The organism is Rhizobium sp. LC145 (assembly GCF_001005825.1).
In the GTDB taxonomy this organism is placed as follows: domain Bacteria; phylum Pseudomonadota; class Alphaproteobacteria; order Rhizobiales; family Rhizobiaceae; genus Neorhizobium.
Window position 1 is genome coordinate 25443 of sequence record NZ_LBHV01000007.1, and the last position, 20181, is coordinate 45623.

Annotated in this window: 15 protein-coding genes; 8 read left to right on the forward strand and 7 right to left on the reverse strand. The window is 63.3% G+C overall.

All coding sequences use genetic code 11. From position 1 onward, the window contains the following. Window positions 1-44: 44 nt before the first annotated feature. The gene (gene blaOXA / locus YH62_RS18080; protein WP_052760455.1) at window positions 45-869 is read right to left on the reverse strand and encodes a class D beta-lactamase; all 825 of its coding nucleotides are present in this window, start codon (window positions 867-869) and stop codon (window positions 45-47) included. Window positions 870-974: 105 nt separating this feature from the next. On the opposite strand from blaOXA, the gene YH62_RS18085 reads away from it, so the two are divergent. The 5 genes from YH62_RS18085 (at window position 975) to YH62_RS30200 (ending at window position 4964) form a co-directional block, all read left to right on the forward strand. Continuing rightward, entirely contained in the window at window positions 975-1856 is an 882-nt protein-coding gene (locus YH62_RS18085; protein ID WP_046795672.1) for a LysR family transcriptional regulator, read from the forward strand. Between the two features lie 145 nt (window positions 1857-2001). Then, entirely contained in the window at window positions 2002-3294 is a 1293-nt protein-coding gene (locus YH62_RS18090) for an Hsp70 family protein (protein WP_046795673.1), read from the forward strand. A gap of 249 nt (window positions 3295-3543) precedes the next feature. Further along, window positions 3544-4443, forward strand: coding sequence for a uracil-DNA glycosylase (locus YH62_RS18095; RefSeq protein ID WP_046795674.1), 900 nt, complete (start codon window positions 3544-3546; stop codon window positions 4441-4443). Window positions 4444-4593: 150 nt separating this feature from the next. Next, window positions 4594-4785 (forward strand): hypothetical protein, encoded by a 192-nt coding sequence (locus tag YH62_RS18100; RefSeq protein ID WP_046795675.1) that lies wholly within the window; start codon window positions 4594-4596, stop codon window positions 4783-4785. A gap of 23 nt (window positions 4786-4808) precedes the next feature. Continuing rightward, window positions 4809-4964, forward strand: a complete 156-nt coding sequence (locus YH62_RS30200; RefSeq protein WP_156176969.1) for a hypothetical protein — start codon at window positions 4809-4811, stop codon at window positions 4962-4964. Between the two features lie 2 nt (window positions 4965-4966). Here YH62_RS30200 and YH62_RS18105 read toward each other — a convergent pair whose 3' ends face one another. Beyond that, a complete protein-coding gene (locus YH62_RS18105) occupies window positions 4967-5905 on the reverse strand; it encodes a DMT family transporter (RefSeq protein WP_046795676.1) in 939 nt (312 codons plus the stop codon). Window positions 5906-6211: 306 nt separating this feature from the next. On the opposite strand from YH62_RS18105, the gene pepN reads away from it, so the two are divergent. Then, entirely contained in the window at window positions 6212-8860 is a 2649-nt protein-coding gene (pepN, locus tag YH62_RS18110; protein WP_046795677.1) for an aminopeptidase N, read from the forward strand. Window positions 8861-8970: 110 nt separating this feature from the next. On the opposite strand, the gene YH62_RS18115 is transcribed toward pepN, so the two are convergent. Continuing rightward, the gene (locus tag YH62_RS18115) at window positions 8971-9522 is read right to left on the reverse strand and encodes a TetR/AcrR family transcriptional regulator (RefSeq protein ID WP_046795678.1); all 552 of its coding nucleotides are present in this window, start codon (window positions 9520-9522) and stop codon (window positions 8971-8973) included. A gap of 114 nt (window positions 9523-9636) precedes the next feature. On the opposite strand from YH62_RS18115, the gene YH62_RS18120 reads away from it, so the two are divergent. Beyond that, window positions 9637-10833 (forward strand): MFS transporter, encoded by a 1197-nt coding sequence (locus YH62_RS18120; RefSeq protein ID WP_046795679.1) that lies wholly within the window; start codon window positions 9637-9639, stop codon window positions 10831-10833. 158 nt (window positions 10834-10991) lie between these two features. Continuing rightward, entirely contained in the window at window positions 10992-13316 is a 2325-nt protein-coding gene (locus YH62_RS18125; protein WP_046796032.1) for an ATP-binding protein, read from the forward strand. Here the strand turns inward: YH62_RS18125 and YH62_RS18130 are convergent. From YH62_RS18130 to YH62_RS18145, 4 genes are all read right to left on the reverse strand, one after another. Beyond that, a complete protein-coding gene (locus YH62_RS18130; RefSeq protein ID WP_046795680.1) occupies window positions 13303-16257 on the reverse strand; it encodes a bifunctional [glutamine synthetase] adenylyltransferase/[glutamine synthetase]-adenylyl-L-tyrosine phosphorylase in 2955 nt (984 codons plus the stop codon). The genes YH62_RS18125 and YH62_RS18130 overlap by 14 nt on opposite strands. A 44-nt stretch (window positions 16258-16301) precedes the next feature. Beyond that, complete coding sequence (locus tag YH62_RS18135) at window positions 16302-17693, reverse strand: ATP-binding protein (RefSeq protein WP_046796033.1); 1392 nt, start codon at window positions 17691-17693, stop codon at window positions 16302-16304. Window positions 17694-17717: 24 nt separating this feature from the next. Continuing rightward, window positions 17718-18476, reverse strand: coding sequence for a response regulator transcription factor (locus YH62_RS18140; RefSeq protein ID WP_046795681.1), 759 nt, complete (start codon window positions 18474-18476; stop codon window positions 17718-17720). An 80-nt stretch (window positions 18477-18556) separates the two neighbouring features. Next, window positions 18557-20107, reverse strand: a complete 1551-nt coding sequence (locus YH62_RS18145) for a Do family serine endopeptidase (RefSeq protein ID WP_046795682.1) — start codon at window positions 20105-20107, stop codon at window positions 18557-18559. Window positions 20108-20181: the final 74 nt, after the last annotated feature.

Sequence of the window (20181 nt, forward strand, 5' to 3'; positions counted from 1 at the left end):
CAAGCGAAGCGGAGGCGGGGTGAGGGGCAAGCCCGGGCGCTTCCTCAGAACCCCTCCGCCAGTTTCGGCAGATCCGCAATCAGCCCGTCCCGCACCCCAAAGCTGATCGGCGATCCGCGATGCTGCTTGGTATCGACCAGAAGGCGGGCGAAGATTACCCGGCGATAGCCCTTCACGGCCCAGCCCACGAACCAGCCGAGCGGGCGGTCGCGGTCAACCTTGCCGCTCCTGTCGCGAAGCCAGCCGGCGCCCGTCTTGCCCTGAATCTCCCAGCCGTCTCCCGCCTTGAAACGCGGCAGGATCGTCATCGTCATGTCGACGGCGTGCTCGGAGATCGGCAGCCCGCCCGTCAGGAACCGGCGCAGGAAGGCGACCTGCTCGTCCGGCGATATCTTCAGCGACGACATCAGCCAGGATTCGGTCAGGCCATCCGCATTGCCGGGGCCACCGGAAACATCGGCATTGCCGTAGCCGAAGCGCCGGACGTAATCGGCAAACGCCCTTTTGCCCAACCGGCGCGTGATCTCCTGCGAATACCAGACGATCGAATCCCTTTCCCATACTACCGGATCGACGGATTTCCGCTCCCGCTTCGGACGATCGAACTTTTCCTGATAATCCCAGCGGGGATGTTCCGCATCGATCAGTATGCCCGCGTCATAGCCCATCATGGCCAAGGGCAGCTTGAAGGTCGACATCGGATAGAAGGCCTGATCGCAGGTTCCCCGACGATAAAGGGTATCGCCGCTCGCTTCATCGATGACGACCGTGCAGCGGATCGGCTCGGCCGCCTTTGCCGAGGCGAAATCAAGGAAAACTGCTGAAAATCCGAGGGATATTCCTAGAAGAATGGAATTTCTGAAAGCCATGGATGCGCTCCGGTCAAGTTCGATGGCGCTGTTTTAGGGCCGCTTGTGGGTGCATGACAAACGATGATATCTGCGGATAGACATGAATCAAACTAGGCCATTGCCATGGTTCGACCACATTTGCCGCTGAACGCGCTGCGTGCCTTCGAGGCGGCTGCGCGGCATCTCTCGTTTACGCGCGCGGCGATCGAGCTCTGCGTCACGCAGGCAGCCGTCAGCCATCAGGTGAAGCTCTTGGAGGAGCGGATCGGCGTCACCCTCTTCCGCCGGCTGCCGCGCGGATTGATGATTACCGAGGAAGGTCAGGCGCTACTGCCGACGCTGCAGGAAAGCTTTGACCGCATGGCCGAAATGCTGGAGCGCTTCGAGGGCGGGCACATGCGGGAAGTCCTGACCCTCGGCGCGGTCGGCACCTTCGCCGTCGGCTGGCTGCTGCCGCGCCTTGCCGATTTCACCGAACGCTATCCCTTCATCGATCTTAGGCTTTCGACCAACAACAACCGGGTCGATATCGCCGCGGAGGGACTGGACTACACCATCCGCTTCGGCAACGGCGCCTGGCACGATATCGAAGCGGAAGCGCTGTTCGAGGCGCCGCTCTCCGCGCTCTGCATTCCGTCCATCGCCAGGCAGGTCAAGCATCCGGAGGATCTGGCGCGCCAGCCGCTCCTGCGCTCCTACCGCGCCGACGAATGGCCGAGCTGGTTCGAAACGGCCAGGGTCACGCCACCGCCCATCCACGGCATGGTCTTCGACAGTTCCGTGCTGATGATCGAGGCGGCAATTCAGGGCACCGGCGTCGCGCTCGCCCCGCCGTTGATGTTCTCGCGCCATCTTGCGGCCGGCACCATCGAGCAGCCCTTTCCGATCTATATCTCCAAGGGCAGCTACTGGATCACCCGGCTCAAATCCCGTGCGGTGACGCCCGCCATGGAGGCCTTCCGTCACTGGATCGCCGCAAAGGCGGCCGAGACGCGCGGCAACTGAGATCGCCCCTTGCCATCCGGCCGGGCTTGTGCGATCACGCGCCCTCTCAAAAAAACCATGGGGCGCGGACAAGCGCCCTTTTCGCGTTCGGGGCTTAGAGGTCCCGTTTCAAGCATTCTACGGCGGATGGATAAGGAGCACGGCCATGGCACGGGCGCTCGGGCTTGATTTCGGCACGACCAATACGGTTCTGGCACTGGCGGATGGCGGCAATGCCACGCATTCGATGACCTTCACCTCCAGCGCCGGCGTGACCGACACCATGCGCACCGCATTGTCGTTCATGAAGGACCCGGTGATGGGCGCGCAGGCGCTGAAGGTAGAGGCGGGCCAGGCCGCGATCCGCCAATTCATCGACAATCCGGGCGATTGCCGCTTCCTGCAATCCATCAAGACCTTCGCGGCAAGCCCGCTTTTCCAGGGCACGCTGATCTTCGCCCGCCGGCACGCCTTCGAGGATCTCATGGAGATTTTCCTGCGCCGGCTGAAAGCCTATGCGGACGGCGCATGGCCTTCGGACATCTCAAGCGTGGTCGCCGGAAGGCCGGTGCGCTTCGCCGGGGCGAGCCCCGATGAATCGCTGGCGGTGGAGCGTTACAATGCGGCGCTTGCCCGGTTCGGTTTTCCGGAAATCCGCTATGTCTACGAGCCGGTCGCGGCCGCCTATTACTTCGCGCAGACGCTGAAGAAGGACGCGACCGTGCTGGTGGCGGATTTCGGCGGCGGCACGACGGACTATTCGCTGATCCGCTTCGAAACGAAAGCTGGCAAGCTTTCCGCGACCCCGGTCGGCCATTCGGGCGTCGGCGTCGCCGGCGATCACTTCGACTTCCGGATGATCGACAATCTCGTTGCGCCGGAGATCGGAAAAGGAAGCTTCTTCAAGAGCTTCGACAAGGTACTTGAGGTGCCGAGCGGCTATTACGCCAATTTCGGCCGCTGGAACCAGCTTTCGATCTTCAAGACGAGCCGTGAGTTCGCGGATCTGAAATCGCTGGTCCGCACGGCGCTCGACCCGGACAAGCTGGAGCTTTTCATCGATCTCGTGGATCACGACGAGGGCTATCCGCTCTATCAGGCGATCTCTGCCACCAAGATGGCGCTCTCGCAGACGGAAGAAGCCGAGTTCAACTTCCCGCCGCTCGGGCGCGCCGGCCGCAAGGTCGTGAAGCGCGCCGATTTCGAAACCTGGATCACCGACGATCTGGAGAAGATCGAGGGCGCGCTCGACGAGGTGCTCGACAAGACGAAGACCGAGCCGAAGGATATCGACAAGGTGTTTCTTACCGGCGGCACGTCCTTCGTACCCGCGGTCAGGCGCATCTTCACCCGCCGCTTCGATGCCGACAGGATCGAGAGCGGCGGCGAACTGCTCTCGATCGCCCACGGACTGGCGCTGATCGGGGAAAGCGGCGAAGCGGAGAAATGGGCGGCTTAGAGGCGCTTGTGGTCGATTCCCTCACCAAGATGAGGCAATTGCGACGATGCGTGGAGCCCCTCCCCCTTGTGGGAGGGGTTGGGGAGGGGAAGTTTCGCTTGCGGACAAGAAAACCCCTCCCGCCTGCCGGCCACCCTCCCCACAAGGCGGAGGGTTAGAGATGCCGCACCGCCTTGCCCTAACCTCTCAACCCCTAATCGCCTCGAAATCGGTTCCCTCTCCCATGCGACATGCTGTAGTGTGAATGTGATGAACACTGCCAGAGACATGGACGCCCCAGAACTCGCCGCACTTCTGCATTTCTATGCAGATTCCGGCGTGGAGTGGCTTGTCGAGGACGAGCCCGCCGACCGCTTCGCCGAGTTCGCCGCCCAGAAGGCGGCGCGGGCAGAAGCGAAAATGTCGGCGGTGGCGCGACCGCAACAGCCGGCACAGAACGAGGCCCCCACATCCCAAACGGTGAGCACTCCCCCGGCGCAGAAGCGCACCGCCCAGGCCCCTCGCCCGCCGGCGCCAAGTTCTTCGCCTGCGGTCGCCGTGCCGGATGGCGAAGCGGTATCCGCCGCGCGATTTTCAGCGGAAAGCGCCCGCTCGCTCGGTGAACTCAAGACGGCGCTGGAAGCCTTCAACGGCTGCAACCTGAAGAACGGCGCCCGCTCCACCGTTTTCGCCAGCGGAGATCCAGCCTCGCGGATCATGGTCATCGGCCCGATGCCGAATGCCGATGACGATCGGGACAGCATTCCCTTTTCCGGTCGGCAGGGCCAGTTGCTCGACCGCATGCTCGGCGCGATCGGTCTATCGCGGGAGGTGGTGATGCTCACTAATGTCATCCCCTGGCGTCCGCCGGGAAACCGCCAGCCCTCGCCCGCCGAGCAGGAAATCTGCAGGCCTTTCCTGGAACGGCAGATCGCGCTTGCGGAACCCAAATACCTGCTGCTGCTCGGCAACTTCCCGGCCCGCTTCTTCTTCGGCGACGGCGGCACGATCCACAGCATGCGCGGGGAATGGCGCGACATCCGTTTCGCCGGGCTGGAGCTTGCCGCAATCGCCACGCTGCACCCGCAGGAGCTGCTGGCGGCACCCGCCAACAAGGCGCTCGCCTGGCAGGACCTGTTGACGTTCAAGTCGCGACTTGAAGCCGTCTAACGGCTGTATTTTGATCAAGATTACCAAATTATGAAAGTTGCCATGCAGTAAGCGCATGGCAGCGCAGCGTCCCGCCGCATTGCGGAATCTATGCTGCGCTGCAATATATGCAGTGTCTTGGGAGGAAGATCAGGTCAAGGAACCAAGGCAATGACGACCCGCTATCGTCCGATCCATTCGGGCTTCGAAACCCTCCGCATCGCCGGCCTCTCGCCGCGCTCGAGCGAGGGCTATCACCGTTTCGGCTCCGCCACGCACGAGCAGATCACCGCGCGCGCCCTCGGCCGCTCGGGCTCTATCACGCGTCCTTCGGCCATCTTCGCCGACTTCCGCGAACGTTGATCCGGAAAGCAGGAGAGCGAACCATGACGGCAGCCTTGCAGACGATCCGCACCCTTCGCGAGACCCTTTACCAGATCGGCACCGCCGTGAACGCCGCCCGGGAATATAACCGCGCCGGCGCCGCCCGTGCCGATCAGGACAAGCGCTTCAATCCGGCATCCGCCGCCATTCCGCTCTAGGGTCAGCTTGCCGGCGGCGATGCGCGGCGCGCCGCCTTGCGCTCCAGCCCAAGCTGGTGCTCGCGATAGATGATGAAAATTCCCGCCGAGACGGTAATCGCCGTGCCGATCAGCATGGTCGTGGTGGGGATGTCGCCGAACAGCAAGAAGGCGACGGCAATTCCCAGCAGAATCGACGTATATTCGAACGGCGCGATGGTCGAGACATCCGCGTGCCGATAGCTTTCGGTCAGGAAAATCTGGGCTATCCCGCCGCATATGCCGGAAGCGATCAGCAGCAGGGCCGGTTTCAACGGCAGCGAAGCCCAGCCGAAGGGAAGGCTGACAAGCGCGAAAACCGAAGCCGTCAGCGAAAAGTAGAGCACGATCGTCGAGGTCTTTTCGGTGCGCACCAGTTGCCGCACCTGCACCATTGCAAGGCCGCCGAGCACGGCCGATAGCAGCACGGCGAGCGCCCCCAGCGCCTGTTCGGAGGCGAAGCCGCCTTCCCGGAACATGGTCAGCTTCGGCCACGAGATGATGAGCACTCCGAAAATGCCGATAAAGACCGCCGTCCAGCGGTAGAAGCGCACCGTCTCACCCAAAATCACCGCCGCGAAGACCACCGCCATCAGCGGCGACGCGTAGCCGATGGCGATCGCGTCGGGGAGCGGCAGATGCACCAATCCGTAAAAGCCGCAGGCCATGGCGAGAATGCCCAGGAAGCCGCGCTTCAGATGTCCGAGGAAATTGTCCGTCCGAAACGCTGCAAGAAGATCGCGGCGGAAGGTGAGATAAATGGCGATCGGCAGGATGGCGAAGGCGGAACGATAGAAGGTGATCTGTCCCGCCGGGATATCCGGCCCCGCAGCCTTGATGCAGGTTTGCATCACCAGGAAGACGACGACGGATAGTACCTTGAACATGATCCCCCTGAGGGGATTTAAGGCATCGGCGGCCATTTACAGCTCATCGGGGGCTGGGGCGGGCAAAAATCACTGCCGCGGAAGGAAAATCGAATCCAATTGGAGAGACCTGTCACAATTAACGGAGCGGGGAATAAAACGGGATGAAAACTGCTGATGGATCGATCAATATACGTGTCGGAAGGATAAGATCCGTGGGCACGACCGATAAGAGCCTGCCCCGAAGAGTTTCAACAATCGTTTAGCTTTGCATGCGATTGTGCCCGCGGCAAACGGGCAAGTGCCAGTCGAACGGGCATCGGAGGTGCCCGACGCCATTCCATAGACGGTTCAGGAAGCACCATGCGAACAGATACGGGCCAGATCGTTCATCTGGCAGACTACCGCCCCACCGATTTCGTCCTGGAACGCGTCGATCTGACCTTCGAGCTTGATCCGGCCAATACCAAGGTGGAGGCAAGGCTGATCTTTCATCGCCGCGAAGGTGTCGATCCCTCCGCTCCGCTCGAGCTCGACGGCGACGAGCTGACCCTTTCCGGCCTGCTGCTCGACCAGTCCGAGATCCCGGCCGGACAGTACGAAGCGACGGCGGAAAAGCTGACGATCCGCGACCTGCCGGCCGAAGCACCGTTCGAGATCACCATCACGACCTTCATCAATCCCGAGGCCAACAGCCAGTTGATGGGCCTCTACCGCACCAATGGGGTCTACTGCACCCAATGCGAGGCGGAAGGCTTCCGCCGCATCACCTATTTCCCGGACCGGCCGGATGTGCTGGCGCCCTACACGGTCACCATCGTCGCCGACAAGGCGGCCAATCCGGTGATGCTCTCGAACGGCAATTATCTCGGCGGCGGCAATTTCGACGAGGGCCGGCATTTCGCGGCCTGGTTCGATCCGCATCCGAAACCCGCCTATCTCTTTGCGCTGGTGGCCGGCGATCTCGGCGTCGTCGAGGATAGCTTCACGACCATGTCCGGCCGCGAGGTGAAGCTGAAGATCTATGTCGAGCATGGCAAGGAGCCGCGCGCGGCTTACGCCATGGATGCGCTGAAGCGCTCGATGAAATGGGACGAGGAACGCTTCGGCCGCGAATACGATCTCGACATCTTCATGATCGTCGCCGTCTCCGATTTCAACATGGGAGCAATGGAGAACAAGGGCCTCAACGTCTTCAACGACAAATACGTGCTGGCCGATCCCGAGACCGCGACTGATCAGGATTACGCGAATATCGAGGCGATCATCGCGCACGAATATTTCCACAACTGGACCGGCAACCGCATCACCTGCCGCGACTGGTTCCAGCTCTGCCTCAAGGAAGGTCTGACGGTCTATCGCGACCACGAGTTCTCGGCAGACATGCGTTCCCGCCCCGTCAAGCGCATCGCCGAGGTGCGGCACCTGAAAGCGGAACAGTTTCCTGAGGATGCAGGGCCGCTCGCCCATCCGGTGCGGCCGACGCAATATCGCGAGATCAACAACTTCTACACGGCGACCGTCTACGAAAAGGGCTCCGAAGTCACCCGCATGATCGCCACGCTTCTCGGCCGGGACGGGTTCAAGAAGGGTATGGACCTCTACTTTGAGCGCCATGACGGCGAGGCGGCGACCGTCGAGGATTTCGTGAAGTGCTTCGAGGACGCCACCGGGCGTGATCTCTCGCAGTTCTCGCTCTGGTACCATCAGGCCGGCACCCCGCTGGTGACCGCCTCGGGCAGCTATGACGCCAAGAGTGCCACGTTTACGCTTTCGCTCGAGCAGAAGGTCCCATCGACGCCGGGCCAGCTCATCAAGGAGCCGATGCACATCCCGCTCAGTTTCGCGCTGATCCTGGGCAATGGATCGCTTGCCGCGCCCGAAAGCGTGGCCGGCGGCGAGGTGACCGGCGACGTGCTGCATCTAACCCGCCGCAAGCAGACCTTCACCTTTTCCGGGATCGCCTCCCGGCCGGTGCTGTCGTTCAACCGCTCCTTCTCGGCACCGATCAACCTGCATCTCGACCAGGCGCCGGACGATCTCGCCCATATCGCACGGCACGACACCGACCTCTTCGCCCGTTGGCAGGCGCTGACGGGTCTTGCCATGCCGAACCTGATGCAGGCGGCGCGCGATGTCCGCGAGGGGCGGGAGGTGAGCTGCGATCCGGTGTTGATCCGGGCGCTTCTGGAGGCGGCGGCCAACGAAACGCTGGAGCCTGCCTTCCGCGCCCAGGCGCTGACACTGCCGAGCGAGGCGGATATCGCCCGCGAACTCGGCGAGAACAACGATCCGGACGCCATCCATGCCGGCCGAAATGCCATCCTATCGGCAATCGCCGAGGCCGGCTGGAAGACCTTTACCCGCCTCTTTGTTGGAATGAAGGCCGAGGGAGCCTACATCCCCGACGCGGCGGGTTCCGGCAGACGGGCGCTCCGCAACCTCGCGCTCTCCTATCTCACCTATGCCGAGGCTTCGCCCGCCCGCGCGGCCGAAGCCTTCGCCCTGGCGGACAACATGACCGATCTCGCGCAGGCCCTTACCCTGCTTGCGCACCGCTTCCCCGATGCGTCGGAAACGACGGCGGCGCTTGCGAGCTTCCTCACCCGTTTCGACGGCAATCCGCTCGTCATCGACAAGTGGTTCTCGGTTCAGGCGACCATTCCGGGAGCCCACACGCTCGACCGGATCAAGGCGCTGATGCAAAATCCGCGCTTCGTCTCCACCAACCCGAACCGCGTCCGCGCCCTGATCGGCACCTTCGCCTTCTCGAACCCGACCGGCTTCAACCGCGCCGACGGCGAGGGATACCGGTTCCTGGCGGAGCAGATTCTTGCGATCGATCCGAAGAACCCGCAACTCGCCGCCCGCATCCTCACCTCGATGCGCTCCTGGCGCTCACTGGAGCCGCAGCGCGCCGATCACGCACGCGCCGCACTGATGACGATCGAACGCGCCTCCTCGCTTTCGAGCGACGTGCGCGACATCGTGGAGCGCATATTGAAGGGGTGAGACCCGTTCATCCGTCATCCTCGGGCTTGTCCCGAGGATCTGCAACGGCTTGATTTACGATCGGTGGTAGATCCTCGGGACAAGCCCGAGGATGACGAGTGATCGGTGGGCTATTTCCCGAAAAAGCGGTCAACCAGGGAGCGGCAATAATCCGGCGAGAGTTCGCGATCGCCGAACAGAATGTGGTAGACGATCGGGGCCATGATGCGGTCGATGGCCTCGTCGATGTCGAAGGGCCTCTCGCCGCGCATCACGGCGCGCTCCCGCAGCGTCTCCAGGTGATGGTAGGTATATCGGCAGCATTGCGCGGCTGCTTCCCCCTCCACGCTGCCGACGACATCGACAAGCATGGCCCGGCCGACCCTGGAGGACATTTCCTCGGCATATTGCAGGATGAAAGCCTCGATATCCGAGACCAGCGCCCCGGTATCGTCCGGGTCGGCGATCGGCCGCATCCGGGCAACCGCGACATCCGCGAGGAGTTCGGAAAGATCGCCCCAGCGGCGATAGATCGTCGAGGGCGTCACCCCTGCCCTTTCCGCGATCATCGGGACGGTGATCGCGCCGCGGTCCATGCTTTTCAGGAGTTCCTGAACGGTGCGATGCACCTCGGCCTGTATCCGTGCGCTCCTGCCCCCCTGACGCAGCATTTCTCTCGCCATTCTTCTTCTCCTTGCCGGCGCCAGGCCGGAATCTCTTAATGCAAAGATATTGCGTTAAGGCATAAATGCAACTATATCCCGCTAACGCTAAAAATTTGCGTTAAGGTGAGCGATATGAGCATCCCATTTTCCCCCGCCGCTTCCACCTCCCGGATGACCGTCTACAGCTTCCTTGGTGCTGTCACGATTTCCGCCTGCAGCAGCGCGCCCACGCCACTCTATCATCTCTATCAGGAGCTTTTTCATCTCTCTCCGGCGATGATCACCCTGATTTTCAGCTCCTACGCCTTCGCGCTTCTTGCAGCCCTGCTCACGCTCGGAGGGCTTTCGGATTACATCGGACGGCGGCCGCTGATCCTGCTCGCCCTGCTTTTCAACGCCGCGGCGCTGGTGATCTTCATGCTGGCGGAATCCGGCGCCATGCTGATGGCGGCGCGGATCGTTCAAGGCATGGGAACGGGCATCGCCTTCCCCACATTCGGCGCGGCGATCCTCGATACCGACAAGGAAAGAGGCCCGCTTCTCAACGGCATCACCGCCTTTCTCGGCCTGATGATCGGCACGCTCGCCGCCGGCACGCTGGTTGCCTTCGCACCGGAACCCACCCGGCTCATCTATGAAGTGCTGCTCGGCGTCACCATTGCCGGCATTCTGGCGCTTGCTTTCATGCCGGAAACAGCGGCCGGCCGGCCCGGCGCACTTGCCGCCATGCGGCCGCAGCTCAGCGTTCCGCGGGCGGCGCGCTCCACACTTCTGCGGGTCACTCCGGTCAATATCGCCGGTTGGGCGCTCGGAGGGTTCTATCTCTCGCTGATGCCGACGCTGGTTGCCATCGCAACGGGCCTCACCTCGCCCTTCGTCGGCGGCTCCGTCGTCGCCACCCTGATGCTCAGCGCCACCGCTTCCGTCTTCATCTTCCGCACCTGGAGACCCCAGCGGGTCCTCTTGACCGGCGCGGTCGTTCTGATAGCGGGCGTCGCCGTCACGCTCGTCGGCGTGTACCTGCAGGATGTCGGCGTGCTTTTCCTTGGAACCGCGATCGCCGGCCTCGGCTTCGGATCGATCTTCGCCAATATCCTGCGCATCATGCTGCCGCTCGCAGCGGCTCATGAACGGGCCGGCCTCTTCTCCGCCTTCCTGGTGGAAAGCTATCTTGCCTTCGCCCTCCCGGCGATCGCCGCCGGACTTGCGGCTCCAGCACTCGGCCTTTCCATGACGGCCTATGTCTATGGCGGCGGCATCATCCTGCTTGCGGCGATCTCGCTTCTGGCAACCCGCGTGAGCCCCACGCAAGCTCCCGCGACCTGCTGAAAGCCGAAGGTGCCGACTCGAATCCTCTGGATTCGCTTTCGATTCAATTGGTTAAAAAAATATTACCAACCCTCTGGACAGCGCGAATCACTAGTGATTCATTAGGGTAGATTCGAGCGAGCGGCGCGCGAATCACCACGAGGGACAATATGAATACGATGGCGGACGTGCGGCGGGCAACCGCGGCCGAGGGGCGTTTGCGTCTCAAATTTCCGGGCTTCGCGCGGCTGCGGCAAGCGCTTCCCGAAAGCGCGAAGCTTTCCGTCAGGCCGATCTCCCGGCAGGAGCCTCGGGTGGAGCTGGTTCTGAAGCGCTCCATCCCGCTTCTCATCCTCGCCTTCCTCGCCGTCGTCGCCGCATCCCGCATTCTCGGCATCGTCGCGGAACATGACCGCATGCATCAGACGGCGCAGCGCACGACGGCGCTGATGGCCGCGACAGGCACCGCCGCCTTTTCCGGCATGGAAAGCCTCATCCAGAACGGCGACCGCACGGCAGCGGAGCATCGCTTCGCAGCGTTCCTGCCGCAGGACCGCATGGAAGACGGCGCCTTCGTGCTTTTCGTCAATGAAGCGGGCCGGGTGTTCGGCGGCTCGACGGCCGCCAGCGGCTATGCCGGCATGCCTCTCGCCGCCCTGCTGCCCGAAACCACGACGCTTCGCCAATTCGGCGTGTTCGAGACCTCTTTCGGCGCCACGCCCTTCTATGCGGCGATCGAGCCGATCGGAAACGAGGGCGCGCTGATCGTCGCCGCCCATTCGATCGAGACGATAAACCGGCTCTGGCGCCATGAGGTTTCGCTCAACGTCACGCTCTTCACCGGCATTTCGGCGATCCTGCTCGTCATCCTCTACGCCTACTACATGCAGGTGAAGCGGGCCCGCGACGCCGACGACATATTCCTTGAAACGAACATGCGCATCGAGACTGCGCTTTCGCGCGGCCGATGCGGCCTGTGGGATTTCGACGTCGCCAACCGGCGCCTCTTCTGGTCCAGCTCGATGTACGAGATGCTCGGCCTGCCGCCGGCCGGCAACGTGATCTCGTTTTCCGATGCGGCACGCATGATGCATCCGACCGACGGCAATCTCTACGCGCTTGCCCGCGCCATCAGCCGCGGCAATGCCAAGCAGGTCGATCAGGTCTTCCGCATGCGCCACGCCGCCGGCCATTACGTCTGGATGCGCGCCCGCGCCCAGGTTGTCCGCACCGCAAGTGGCCGCACCCACGTCATCGGCATCGCCATGGACGTCACCGAACAGCACCGCCTCGCGCAGCGCTATGCCGAAGCCGACCAGCGCCTCGCCGACGCCATCGAATGCACGTCCGAAGCCTTCGTGCTGTGGGACAAGAACGACCGCCTCGTGATGTGCAATACCCATTTCCAGCAGGCTTACGGGCTTCCGGACAGCGTCCTGGTTCCCGGCACCGAGCGGACGGTCGTCAATGCCGCGGCCGCCCGGCCGGTGATCGAACGGCGCGTGGCCGATCCGGACGGCAGCGGTCTTTCACGCACGACGGAAGTGCAGCTCGCGGACGAGCGCTGGCTGCAGATCAACGAACGGCGCACCCGTGACGGCGGCATGGTCGCAGTCGGCACGGACATCACCCTCTTGAAACGCCACCAGGAGCGCCTGCGCGAAAGCGAGCGCCGGTTGATGGCCACGATCGGCGATCTTTCCGCCTCACAGAAGAAACTGGAGCGGCAGAAGACGGAACTCTCCATCGCCAACGCCAACTATCAGGCCGAGAAGGAACGCGCCGAGGCGGCCAACAAGGCGAAATCCGAATTCCTGGCCAACATGTCCCATGAGCTTCGCACGCCACTCAACGCGATCCTCGGCTTTTCCGAGATCCTGACGAACGGCATGTTCGGCCCGCTTGGCTCTCCGAAATACTGCGAATATTCCAAGGACATCCACGATAGCGGCAAGCACCTCCTCAACGTCATCAACGACATACTCGACATGTCGAAGATCGAGGCGGGGCATTTGAAGATCGAAACGGAAACCGTCGATCTCGCGCCGCTGATCGAGGAGAGCCTGCGCCTCACCGCGGTCCAGGCCGAAGAAAAGAACATCGCCATCCGCCAGCGTCTCTCCACCGGCCTCACCATGAGCGGAGACCGGCGCGCGATGAAGCAGGTCATGCTGAACCTGCTCTCCAACGCCGTGAAGTTCACCGACGACGGCGGGCGGGTGGAACTCCGGGCCTGCAAAACCGAGCGGGGTCTGGCGCTGACGATTGCCGATACGGGAATCGGCATCCCGAAAGCAGCGCTCGGCAAGCTCGGACAGCCCTTCGAGCAGGTGCAGAGCCAGTATGCCAAGAGCAAGGGCGGCTCAGGCCTCGGCCTCGCGATCTCCCGCTCGCTGATCGCGCTGCACGGCGGAACGATGCGCATGCGCTCCTGCCCCGGCAAGGGAACCGTCGTTTCGATCAATATTCCCGAAAGTTCGCTGCCCGCCGTCAGGATCGCTTGACGATCCGTCCGAAGACGGTTCGTACCGCCTTCGAGAAACGAACGACCTCGGCTTCCAGCGTCCTGAGGTCCGGGCAATCTCCCGCCCGGCAGACGCGCTCCAGAAGCCCCGCCGGCGCGTCTTTCGGATCGAACGGCCCATCGATGCAAAGGCGGATGATCTGCGAAAGCTCCGTGAACAGCCTCAGCGCCGTCAGGCAGGTTTCCACGTCGTCCGGCTTCATCAGCTTTTCGCCTAGCATCTTCAGCGTTTCGGCCGTGCTGAAACCGTAGGTATCGGCGGCAACGCCCTTTGCCGGCGCGACAAGCCGCAGATATTGCGCGATGAACTCGATATCGATGAGACCACCCGGGATAAGCTTGAAATCCCAGATGTCGCGCGGCGGCTTCTCGTCCTCGATCAGCTGCCGCATCTCGGCGACGTCCGCGGCGATCTTGGCAACGTCCCGCTCCGACGAAAGCACCTCGCCTATGACGCCGCGGACTTCCGTTTCAAGACTCTCCTCGCCGCAGATCAGGCGGGCGCGGGTGAGCGCCATGTGCTCCCAGGTCCAGGCCTCTTCCCGCTGATACTTGCGGAAGGAGTTGATCCTCGTCGCCACCGGCCCCTTGTTGCCCGAGGGACGCAGGCGCATGTCCACCTCGAAGAGAATGCCTTCGGCCATGGGCGCCGAAAGCGCGGAGATCAGCCGCTGCGTCAGACGGGTGAAATAGCGCGTGGAATCGAGCGGCTTCGGGCCGTCGGATTCGAAGACCTCGCTGTCGTAGTCGTAAAGCAGGATGAGATCGACGTCGGAGCCTGCCGTCAGCTCGAAGCTTCCGAGCTTGCCCATGCCCATGACGGCGATCCGCCCGCCGGGATAGACGCCATGCGCCGTCTCCACTTCCCTGACGACGGCGCCAAACGCCGCCTCGATCACGAGGTCGGCGAGATCGGTGAAGGCGCGGGCGGCCAACGCTCCGGGAATCGCGCCGGTCAGAAGCCTGATGCCGATCAGGAAGCGCTGTTCGGCCGCGAAGATGCGCAGCCGATCGAGCAGATCCTCGTAGTGGCGCGCGCCGTTGAGGAATGTGGCGAGCCGCTCGGAGAGATAGTCGCGGGTGGGCAGTTCCGCCATCAAGCCGGGATCGAGCATGCCGTCGAAGACATGCGGCTTGGAAGCGATGATGTCCGCAAGCCTCGGCGCGGAGGACATGATCGTCACGATCAGCGAAAGCAACGCCGGATTGTTACCGATCAGCGAGAATAGCTGGATGCCCGCCGGCAGGCCCTTCAGGAAATTGTCAAAGCGCAGGAGCGCCTCGTCCGCCCGCTTGCTCTCCCCGAAGGCCTTGAGGAGATCGGGCGTCAGCTCGGTCAGGCGCTCGCGTGCCTCCACCGATTGCGTGGCGCGGTACCGGCCGTAATGCCAGGTCCGGATCACGCGGGAAATGTCGGCCGGCCGTTCGAAGCCGAGCGCCGCGAGCGTCTTCAGCGTGCCGGGGTCCTCCTTCTGGCCGGTGAAGACGAGGTTTCCGTCGCTCGAAGAAAGCTTGGCTTCCTGCTCAAACAGGCGTGCGTAACGCTTCTCGACCGTTCGCAGCACGCTTTCGAGCTTTTCGGAAAAGCCTGCCGTATCGGCAAAGCCGAGCATCAGTGCGATGCGCTTCAGCTCGGCGTCAGTGCTCGGCAGGTCGTGGGATTGCTCGTCCCGCACCATCTGGATGCGATGCTCGACGTCGCGCAGGAACCAGTAAGCTTCCGTCAGCTCAACGGCGATCTCCGGGGCGATCCAGTTCGCGTCGGCCAGCGCCGCAAGCGCCTTTTCCGTCTCCCTGGCTCGCAGCGGCGGCATGCGTCCGCCGGCGATGAGCTGCTGCGTCTGCGCGAAGAATTCGATCTCCCGGATGCCGCCGCGCCCGAGCTTCACGTCATGGCCCTTCACCGCGATCGCGCCATGCCCCTTGTGGACATGGATCTGCCGCTTGATCGAATGGATATCGGCAATCGCCGCGTAATCGAGATACTTGCGGAAGACGAAGGGGGTGAGCTGGCGGAGAAAATCCTCGCCCGCCGCGAGATCGCCGGCGATCGGCCGCGCCTTGATGAAAGCCGCGCGCTCCCAGTTCTGCCCGCGACCCTCATAGTAGATAAGCGCCGCCTCGACCGCCACCGCAAGCGGCGTCGAGCCTGGATCCGGCCGCAGCCGCAGATCGGTGCGGAAGACATAGCCGTCCGCCGTGCGCTCCTGCATGATGCGGATCAGCCGCCGCATCATCCGGCCGTAGGTTTCCGAAGCGTCCAGCGGGTCGGCAAGAATGCCAGCCTCGGGATCGAAGAAGACCACCAGGTCGATATCGGAGGAGTAATTGAGCTCCCGTCCGCCGAGCTTGCCCATGCCGAGCACGAGCAACCCGGAGTCTTTGGCGGGATCGCCCGGATCGGCAAGCTTCAGCTTGCCGCCGTCGTGGCCGGCGAGCAGCAGGTGATCGATCGCCGCGGCGACGGAAGCATCCGCCATGGCGCTCAGCCAGCGCGTCGTATCCCTGGCAGAAAAGATGCGGGCAAGGTCGGCAAGCGCCACGAGGAAGCTCAAACCCCGCTTTGCGGCCCTCAGCGCCGTCATGACATCCGCCTCGGTCGGCGTCTTGCCGTCCTTCGGTCGCCAGCTCTGCCGCGCCGTCTCGACCAGCCCTGAAAGTACCGGCTCCAGCGGCGCGCCGATGGCGGTCGCCAGGAGATGAGGGGAAACCGCAGCCGTATCACGCAGATAGGGCGAAAGGCTGAACGCCGCTATGAGGAAATCCTTGAGCGAACCGTTTCCGTTCATCAGCTCGGCGACGCGAGGCTCGGTCCTGCCGATTTCCTTCAGCACCGCCGTAGCGGCTTTCGCCTCCGTCTGGTTCAGCGGACGGATCACATCCGCCTTCACCGCATCGAGCCGCTTTTCGCTTTCCGCCACCCGCGTCCTCCCGAATCTCTCCCTGACCTCACTTGGCCTTCAACCTAGGGCTTCGGTGCGGGAAAGACCATGGTAATGGCAAGCCCCGGCGCCTGGAGATTCGTCTCGTCCGTGGCGGAGAGTTCCAGCGAGCCGCCATGCAGCTCCATGACAGCCTCGACCAGCGAAAGTCCGAGACCGGTGCCCGGCTTCGAGCGGCTTTCGTCGAGCCGCACGAAGCGCTTCGTCACCTCGCCGCGCTTGTCCGCGGGAATGCCGGGACCGTTATCGCAGACCGAAAGACGGAAAGTGCCATCGCGCTGGCCGAGCTTCACCTTGATTGCCGGTTCACCCTCTCCTTCGCCGGAATATTTGATAGCATTGTCGAGCAGATTGAAGATCGCCTGGCCGATCAGTTCGCGGTTTCCGCTGACCGTCAGGCCCGGCTCGATCTCGGTCTCCAGCCTCAGGCCCGCCTCATCCGCGACCGGCTCGTAGAGTTCGGCGCTATCCGCTGTGATCGTCGAAAGGTCGACATCCGACATTTCCGCCGCGATGGAGCCCGCCTCCACGCGGGAGATCATCAGCAGAGCATTGAAGGTCCGGATGAGCTGGTCGGATTCGCCGATAATGCCTTCGAGCGCCACCTGGCGGGTGTCCTCGTTCTTCTCGGCCAGCGCATCGGCCGCCTTGTTGCGCAGCCGCGTCAGCGGCGTCTTCAGGTCGTGGGCGATATTGTCGGAAACCTGCCTCAAGCCCTCGTTCAGCTTCTCGATGCGCCCGAGCATGGCGTTCAGCGAATCCGAAAGACGGTCGAACTCGTCGCCGGAGCGACCGACCGGCAGGCGCTGCGAAAGATCGCCCGCCATGATCTTCTGGCTTGCCGCCGACATGCGGTCTATGCGTTTGAGCGCATTGCGCCCGATGCCGAACCAGATCACCAGGGCGCCGACGCCCATGATCGCCAGCGCCACCATCAGCGCCCGCCGCACGATGCTGCGGAAGCGCGCCGGCTCACCGAGATCGCGGCCGATCATGATCCTCAGGCCGCTGTCGAGGAAGAGCACGTTGGCGGTCGCCATATGCGGACGCGCGTCACCGCTCTCCGAATAGGGCTCGTAACTGAAGGGAAAACGCGTCCAGCCTTCCTGGTCGAGAACGCCGGGCTGCACGGAAGCGACATTGCCGGCAAGCATCTCGCCATTGGGACCGGCGATCACGTAGAGATTGGCGCCCGGCTGGCGGGCGCGCCGCTCCATGATCCGCAGCAGCAGATTGACGCCGCCGCGGCCATAGGCGCGCTGGATGTCGCCCACCTCCTCCTCCAGCGACTGGCGGGTCTGCTGCACGAGCAGCCGTTCGGACATCGCCGTCACGTAGAACACGAGGAAGGCGGCGCACAGCGCAAAGAGCAGAATATAGAGCGCCGACAGCCTCACGGCCGTCGATCGGAACATCAGGCGCAGTCGCGTGAGCAAGGGCTACCCCTCGTCCTTGATCATGTAGCCGGCGCCGCGAATGGTCTTCAGCAGCGGCCGGTCGAAATCCTTCTCGATCTTCGATCTCAGCCGCGAGACGTGCACGTCGATGACATTGGTCTGGGGATCGAAGTGATAGTCCCAGACATTCTCCAGCAGCATGGTGCGGGTCACCACCTGGCCGGCATTCTTCATCAGGTATTCGAGCAGGCGGAACTCGCGCGGCTGCAGCAGTATCTCCTTGCCGTTCCGCTTCACCTCGTGGGAAAGCCGGTCGAGTTCCAGGTCCCCAACCCGGTAGACCATGTCCTGTTCGGGTGTGCCCTTGCGGCGGCCCAGCACTTCGACGCGGGCGAGCAGCTCCGAAAAGGCATAGGGTTTCGGCAGGTAATCGTCGCCGCCGGCGCGAAGGCCGGTCACCCGGTCGTCCACCTGCCCTAACGCGGAGAGGATCAGTACCGGCGTATTGATGCCGCGTTTCCTGAGTTCGCTGATGACCGAGATGCCGTCGCGGCGCGGCAGCATTCGGTCGATGACCATCACGTCATAGGCGTTTTCCGTGCCCATGAAGAGGCCGCTTTCGCCGTCGCTCGCATGATCAGCCACGATGCCCGCCTCGCGAAAGGCCTTCGTCATGTAGGCGGCGGCTTCCAGATCGTCTTCTATCACCAGAATCTTCATGTGCGGAACAATAGCGTCCGCGCCCGTTTTTGCACCATCGGATTCGCCGGCGCGGAGAGAATATCCGGTACTCGTCGCCATCTGTCGCTCCATCGGAATATGAGAAGGGCGCCGGCCGTTGCCGGCGGCGCCCTTCGTCAAGCTGGTTGACCTTGGAAAGCTCAGCCCTGGTCGATAGGCAGGGCCACGAAGCGGCTGCCGCCTTCGGCTTCGACCTGGAAGAGCGCGCGGGTGCGGCCGTCCTTGCGGGCGGCTTCGAGCACCTTGCCCACGTCTCCGGCGGATTCGACCTTCTGGTTGTTCACTGAGAGGATCTTCTCACCGGTCTTGATGCCGCGTGCCGCAGCCTCCGAATCCGGGTCCACATCCGTCACGGAAAGGCCGGAACCGTCTTCAGCCGGGGAGACCGTGATGCCAAGGCTTGCAAGAGCCTCCTCGGTCGAAGGCTTCGGCGCATCCGGCTCGGTCGTCTCGGCGGATGCCGCTTCGTCGCTTGCGAGATTGCCGAGCGTCACCGGAAGCTTCTCCGCGCGGCCGTCGCGCCAGATGTCGACTTCGACCGTGGTATTCGGGCCGAATGTGGCAACCTTCTTGGCGAGATCGCGGGCGTCCTTCACCGGCTGGCCGTTCAGGGCGGTGATCACGTCACCTTGCTTGATGCCTGCCTTTGCGCCCGGAGAACCTTCCTGGGGAGCTACGACAAGGGCGCCGGAAGGCTCCTTGAGGCCGAGCGATTCGGCGATATCCTGGTTCACGGGCTGGATCTGCACGCCGAGCCAGCCGCGCTCGACCTTGCCGTCCTTGATCAGGTCCTGAACCACGTCATTGGCGACGGAGGCCGGGATCGCGAATGCGATGCCCACATTGCCGCCGGAGGGCGAGAAGATCGCGGTGTTGATGCCGACGACCTGGCCTTCGAGGTTGAAGGTCGGTCCGCCGGAATTGCCGCGGTTCACCGCCGCATCCACCTGGATGTAGTCGTCATAGGGGCCGGAGCCGATATCGCGGCCGCGGGCCGAAACGATGCCTGCCGTTACCGTGCCGCCGAGACCGAAGGGATTGCCGACTGCGACGACCCAGTCACCGACGCGGATCTTGCTGTCATCGGCGAAGTTGACATAGGTGAACTTGCGGTTCGCATCGACCTTCAGCACGGCGAGGTCCGTGCGGCTGTCCTTGCCGACCAGCTTGGCTTCCAGCTCGGTGCCGTCGTCCATCACGACCGTATAGGCGGAACCGTCCGATACAACGTGGTTGTTCGTCACGATGTAACCGTCTTCCGAAATGAAGAAGCCGGAGCCCTGAGCGGTCGGACGCAGGCGATGCGGACGGTTGGCGTTCGGGCCGCGGTCGCCGGGAGCACCAGGGCCGCGGAACTGCGGGCCACCACCGAATTCACGGAAGAAGCGCTTCAGCGGGTGATCGTCCGGCAGCTCGTCGAAACCACGTCCGCCGAAATTGAAGCTGAAATTGCCGCTGTCGTCGGAGACCGGCTGCTGATCGGACTGCACGCGGACGGAAACGACGGCCGGAGAAACGGCGGATACGACGTCGGCGAAGCTCGGAGCCTGCGGCGCGTTGACTTTTACCGGATCGGCGAAGGAGGAGTAGACCTGGGCCGGAATGCCCGTCGAGAGCATGACGGCAGCAAGGCCGGCAACGGTCGATGTCTTGAGGACCGTCTTGAGGGAGGGGCGTCCAATTTTGCTCATGTTCAAGCTACCTTCTTCTCTTCAGTCACATTTGGCCGGAGCAGTCCGGCGAGGGATGTCTGGGCAGAGATATA

Excerpts from the sequence above, each read along its gene's own strand:
- blaOXA (WP_052760455.1), bottom strand. The coding sequence starts at position 869 with ATGGCTTTCAGAAATTCCATTCTTCTAGGAATATCCCTCGGATTTTCA.
- YH62_RS18085 (WP_046795672.1), top strand. The coding sequence starts at position 975 with ATGGTTCGACCACATTTGCCGCTGAACGCGCTGCGTGCCTTCGAGGCG.
- YH62_RS18090 (WP_046795673.1), top strand. The coding sequence starts at position 2,002 with ATGGCACGGGCGCTCGGGCTTGATTTCGGCACGACCAATACGGTTCTG.
- YH62_RS18095 (WP_046795674.1), top strand. The coding sequence starts at position 3,544 with ATGAACACTGCCAGAGACATGGACGCCCCAGAACTCGCCGCACTTCTG.
- YH62_RS18100 (WP_046795675.1), top strand. The coding sequence starts at position 4,594 with ATGACGACCCGCTATCGTCCGATCCATTCGGGCTTCGAAACCCTCCGC.
- YH62_RS30200 (WP_156176969.1), top strand. The coding sequence starts at position 4,809 with ATGACGGCAGCCTTGCAGACGATCCGCACCCTTCGCGAGACCCTTTAC.
- YH62_RS18105 (WP_046795676.1), bottom strand. The coding sequence starts at position 5,905 with ATGGCCGCCGATGCCTTAAATCCCCTCAGGGGGATCATGTTCAAGGTA.
- pepN (WP_046795677.1), top strand. The coding sequence starts at position 6,212 with ATGCGAACAGATACGGGCCAGATCGTTCATCTGGCAGACTACCGCCCC.
- YH62_RS18115 (WP_046795678.1), bottom strand. The coding sequence starts at position 9,522 with ATGGCGAGAGAAATGCTGCGTCAGGGGGGCAGGAGCGCACGGATACAG.
- YH62_RS18120 (WP_046795679.1), top strand. The coding sequence starts at position 9,637 with ATGAGCATCCCATTTTCCCCCGCCGCTTCCACCTCCCGGATGACCGTC.
- YH62_RS18125 (WP_046796032.1), top strand. The coding sequence starts at position 10,992 with ATGGCGGACGTGCGGCGGGCAACCGCGGCCGAGGGGCGTTTGCGTCTC.
- YH62_RS18135 (WP_046796033.1), bottom strand. The coding sequence starts at position 17,693 with ATGTTCCGATCGACGGCCGTGAGGCTGTCGGCGCTCTATATTCTGCTC.
- YH62_RS18140 (WP_046795681.1), bottom strand. The coding sequence starts at position 18,476 with ATGGCGACGAGTACCGGATATTCTCTCCGCGCCGGCGAATCCGATGGT.
- YH62_RS18145 (WP_046795682.1), bottom strand. The coding sequence starts at position 20,107 with ATGAGCAAAATTGGACGCCCCTCCCTCAAGACGGTCCTCAAGACATCG.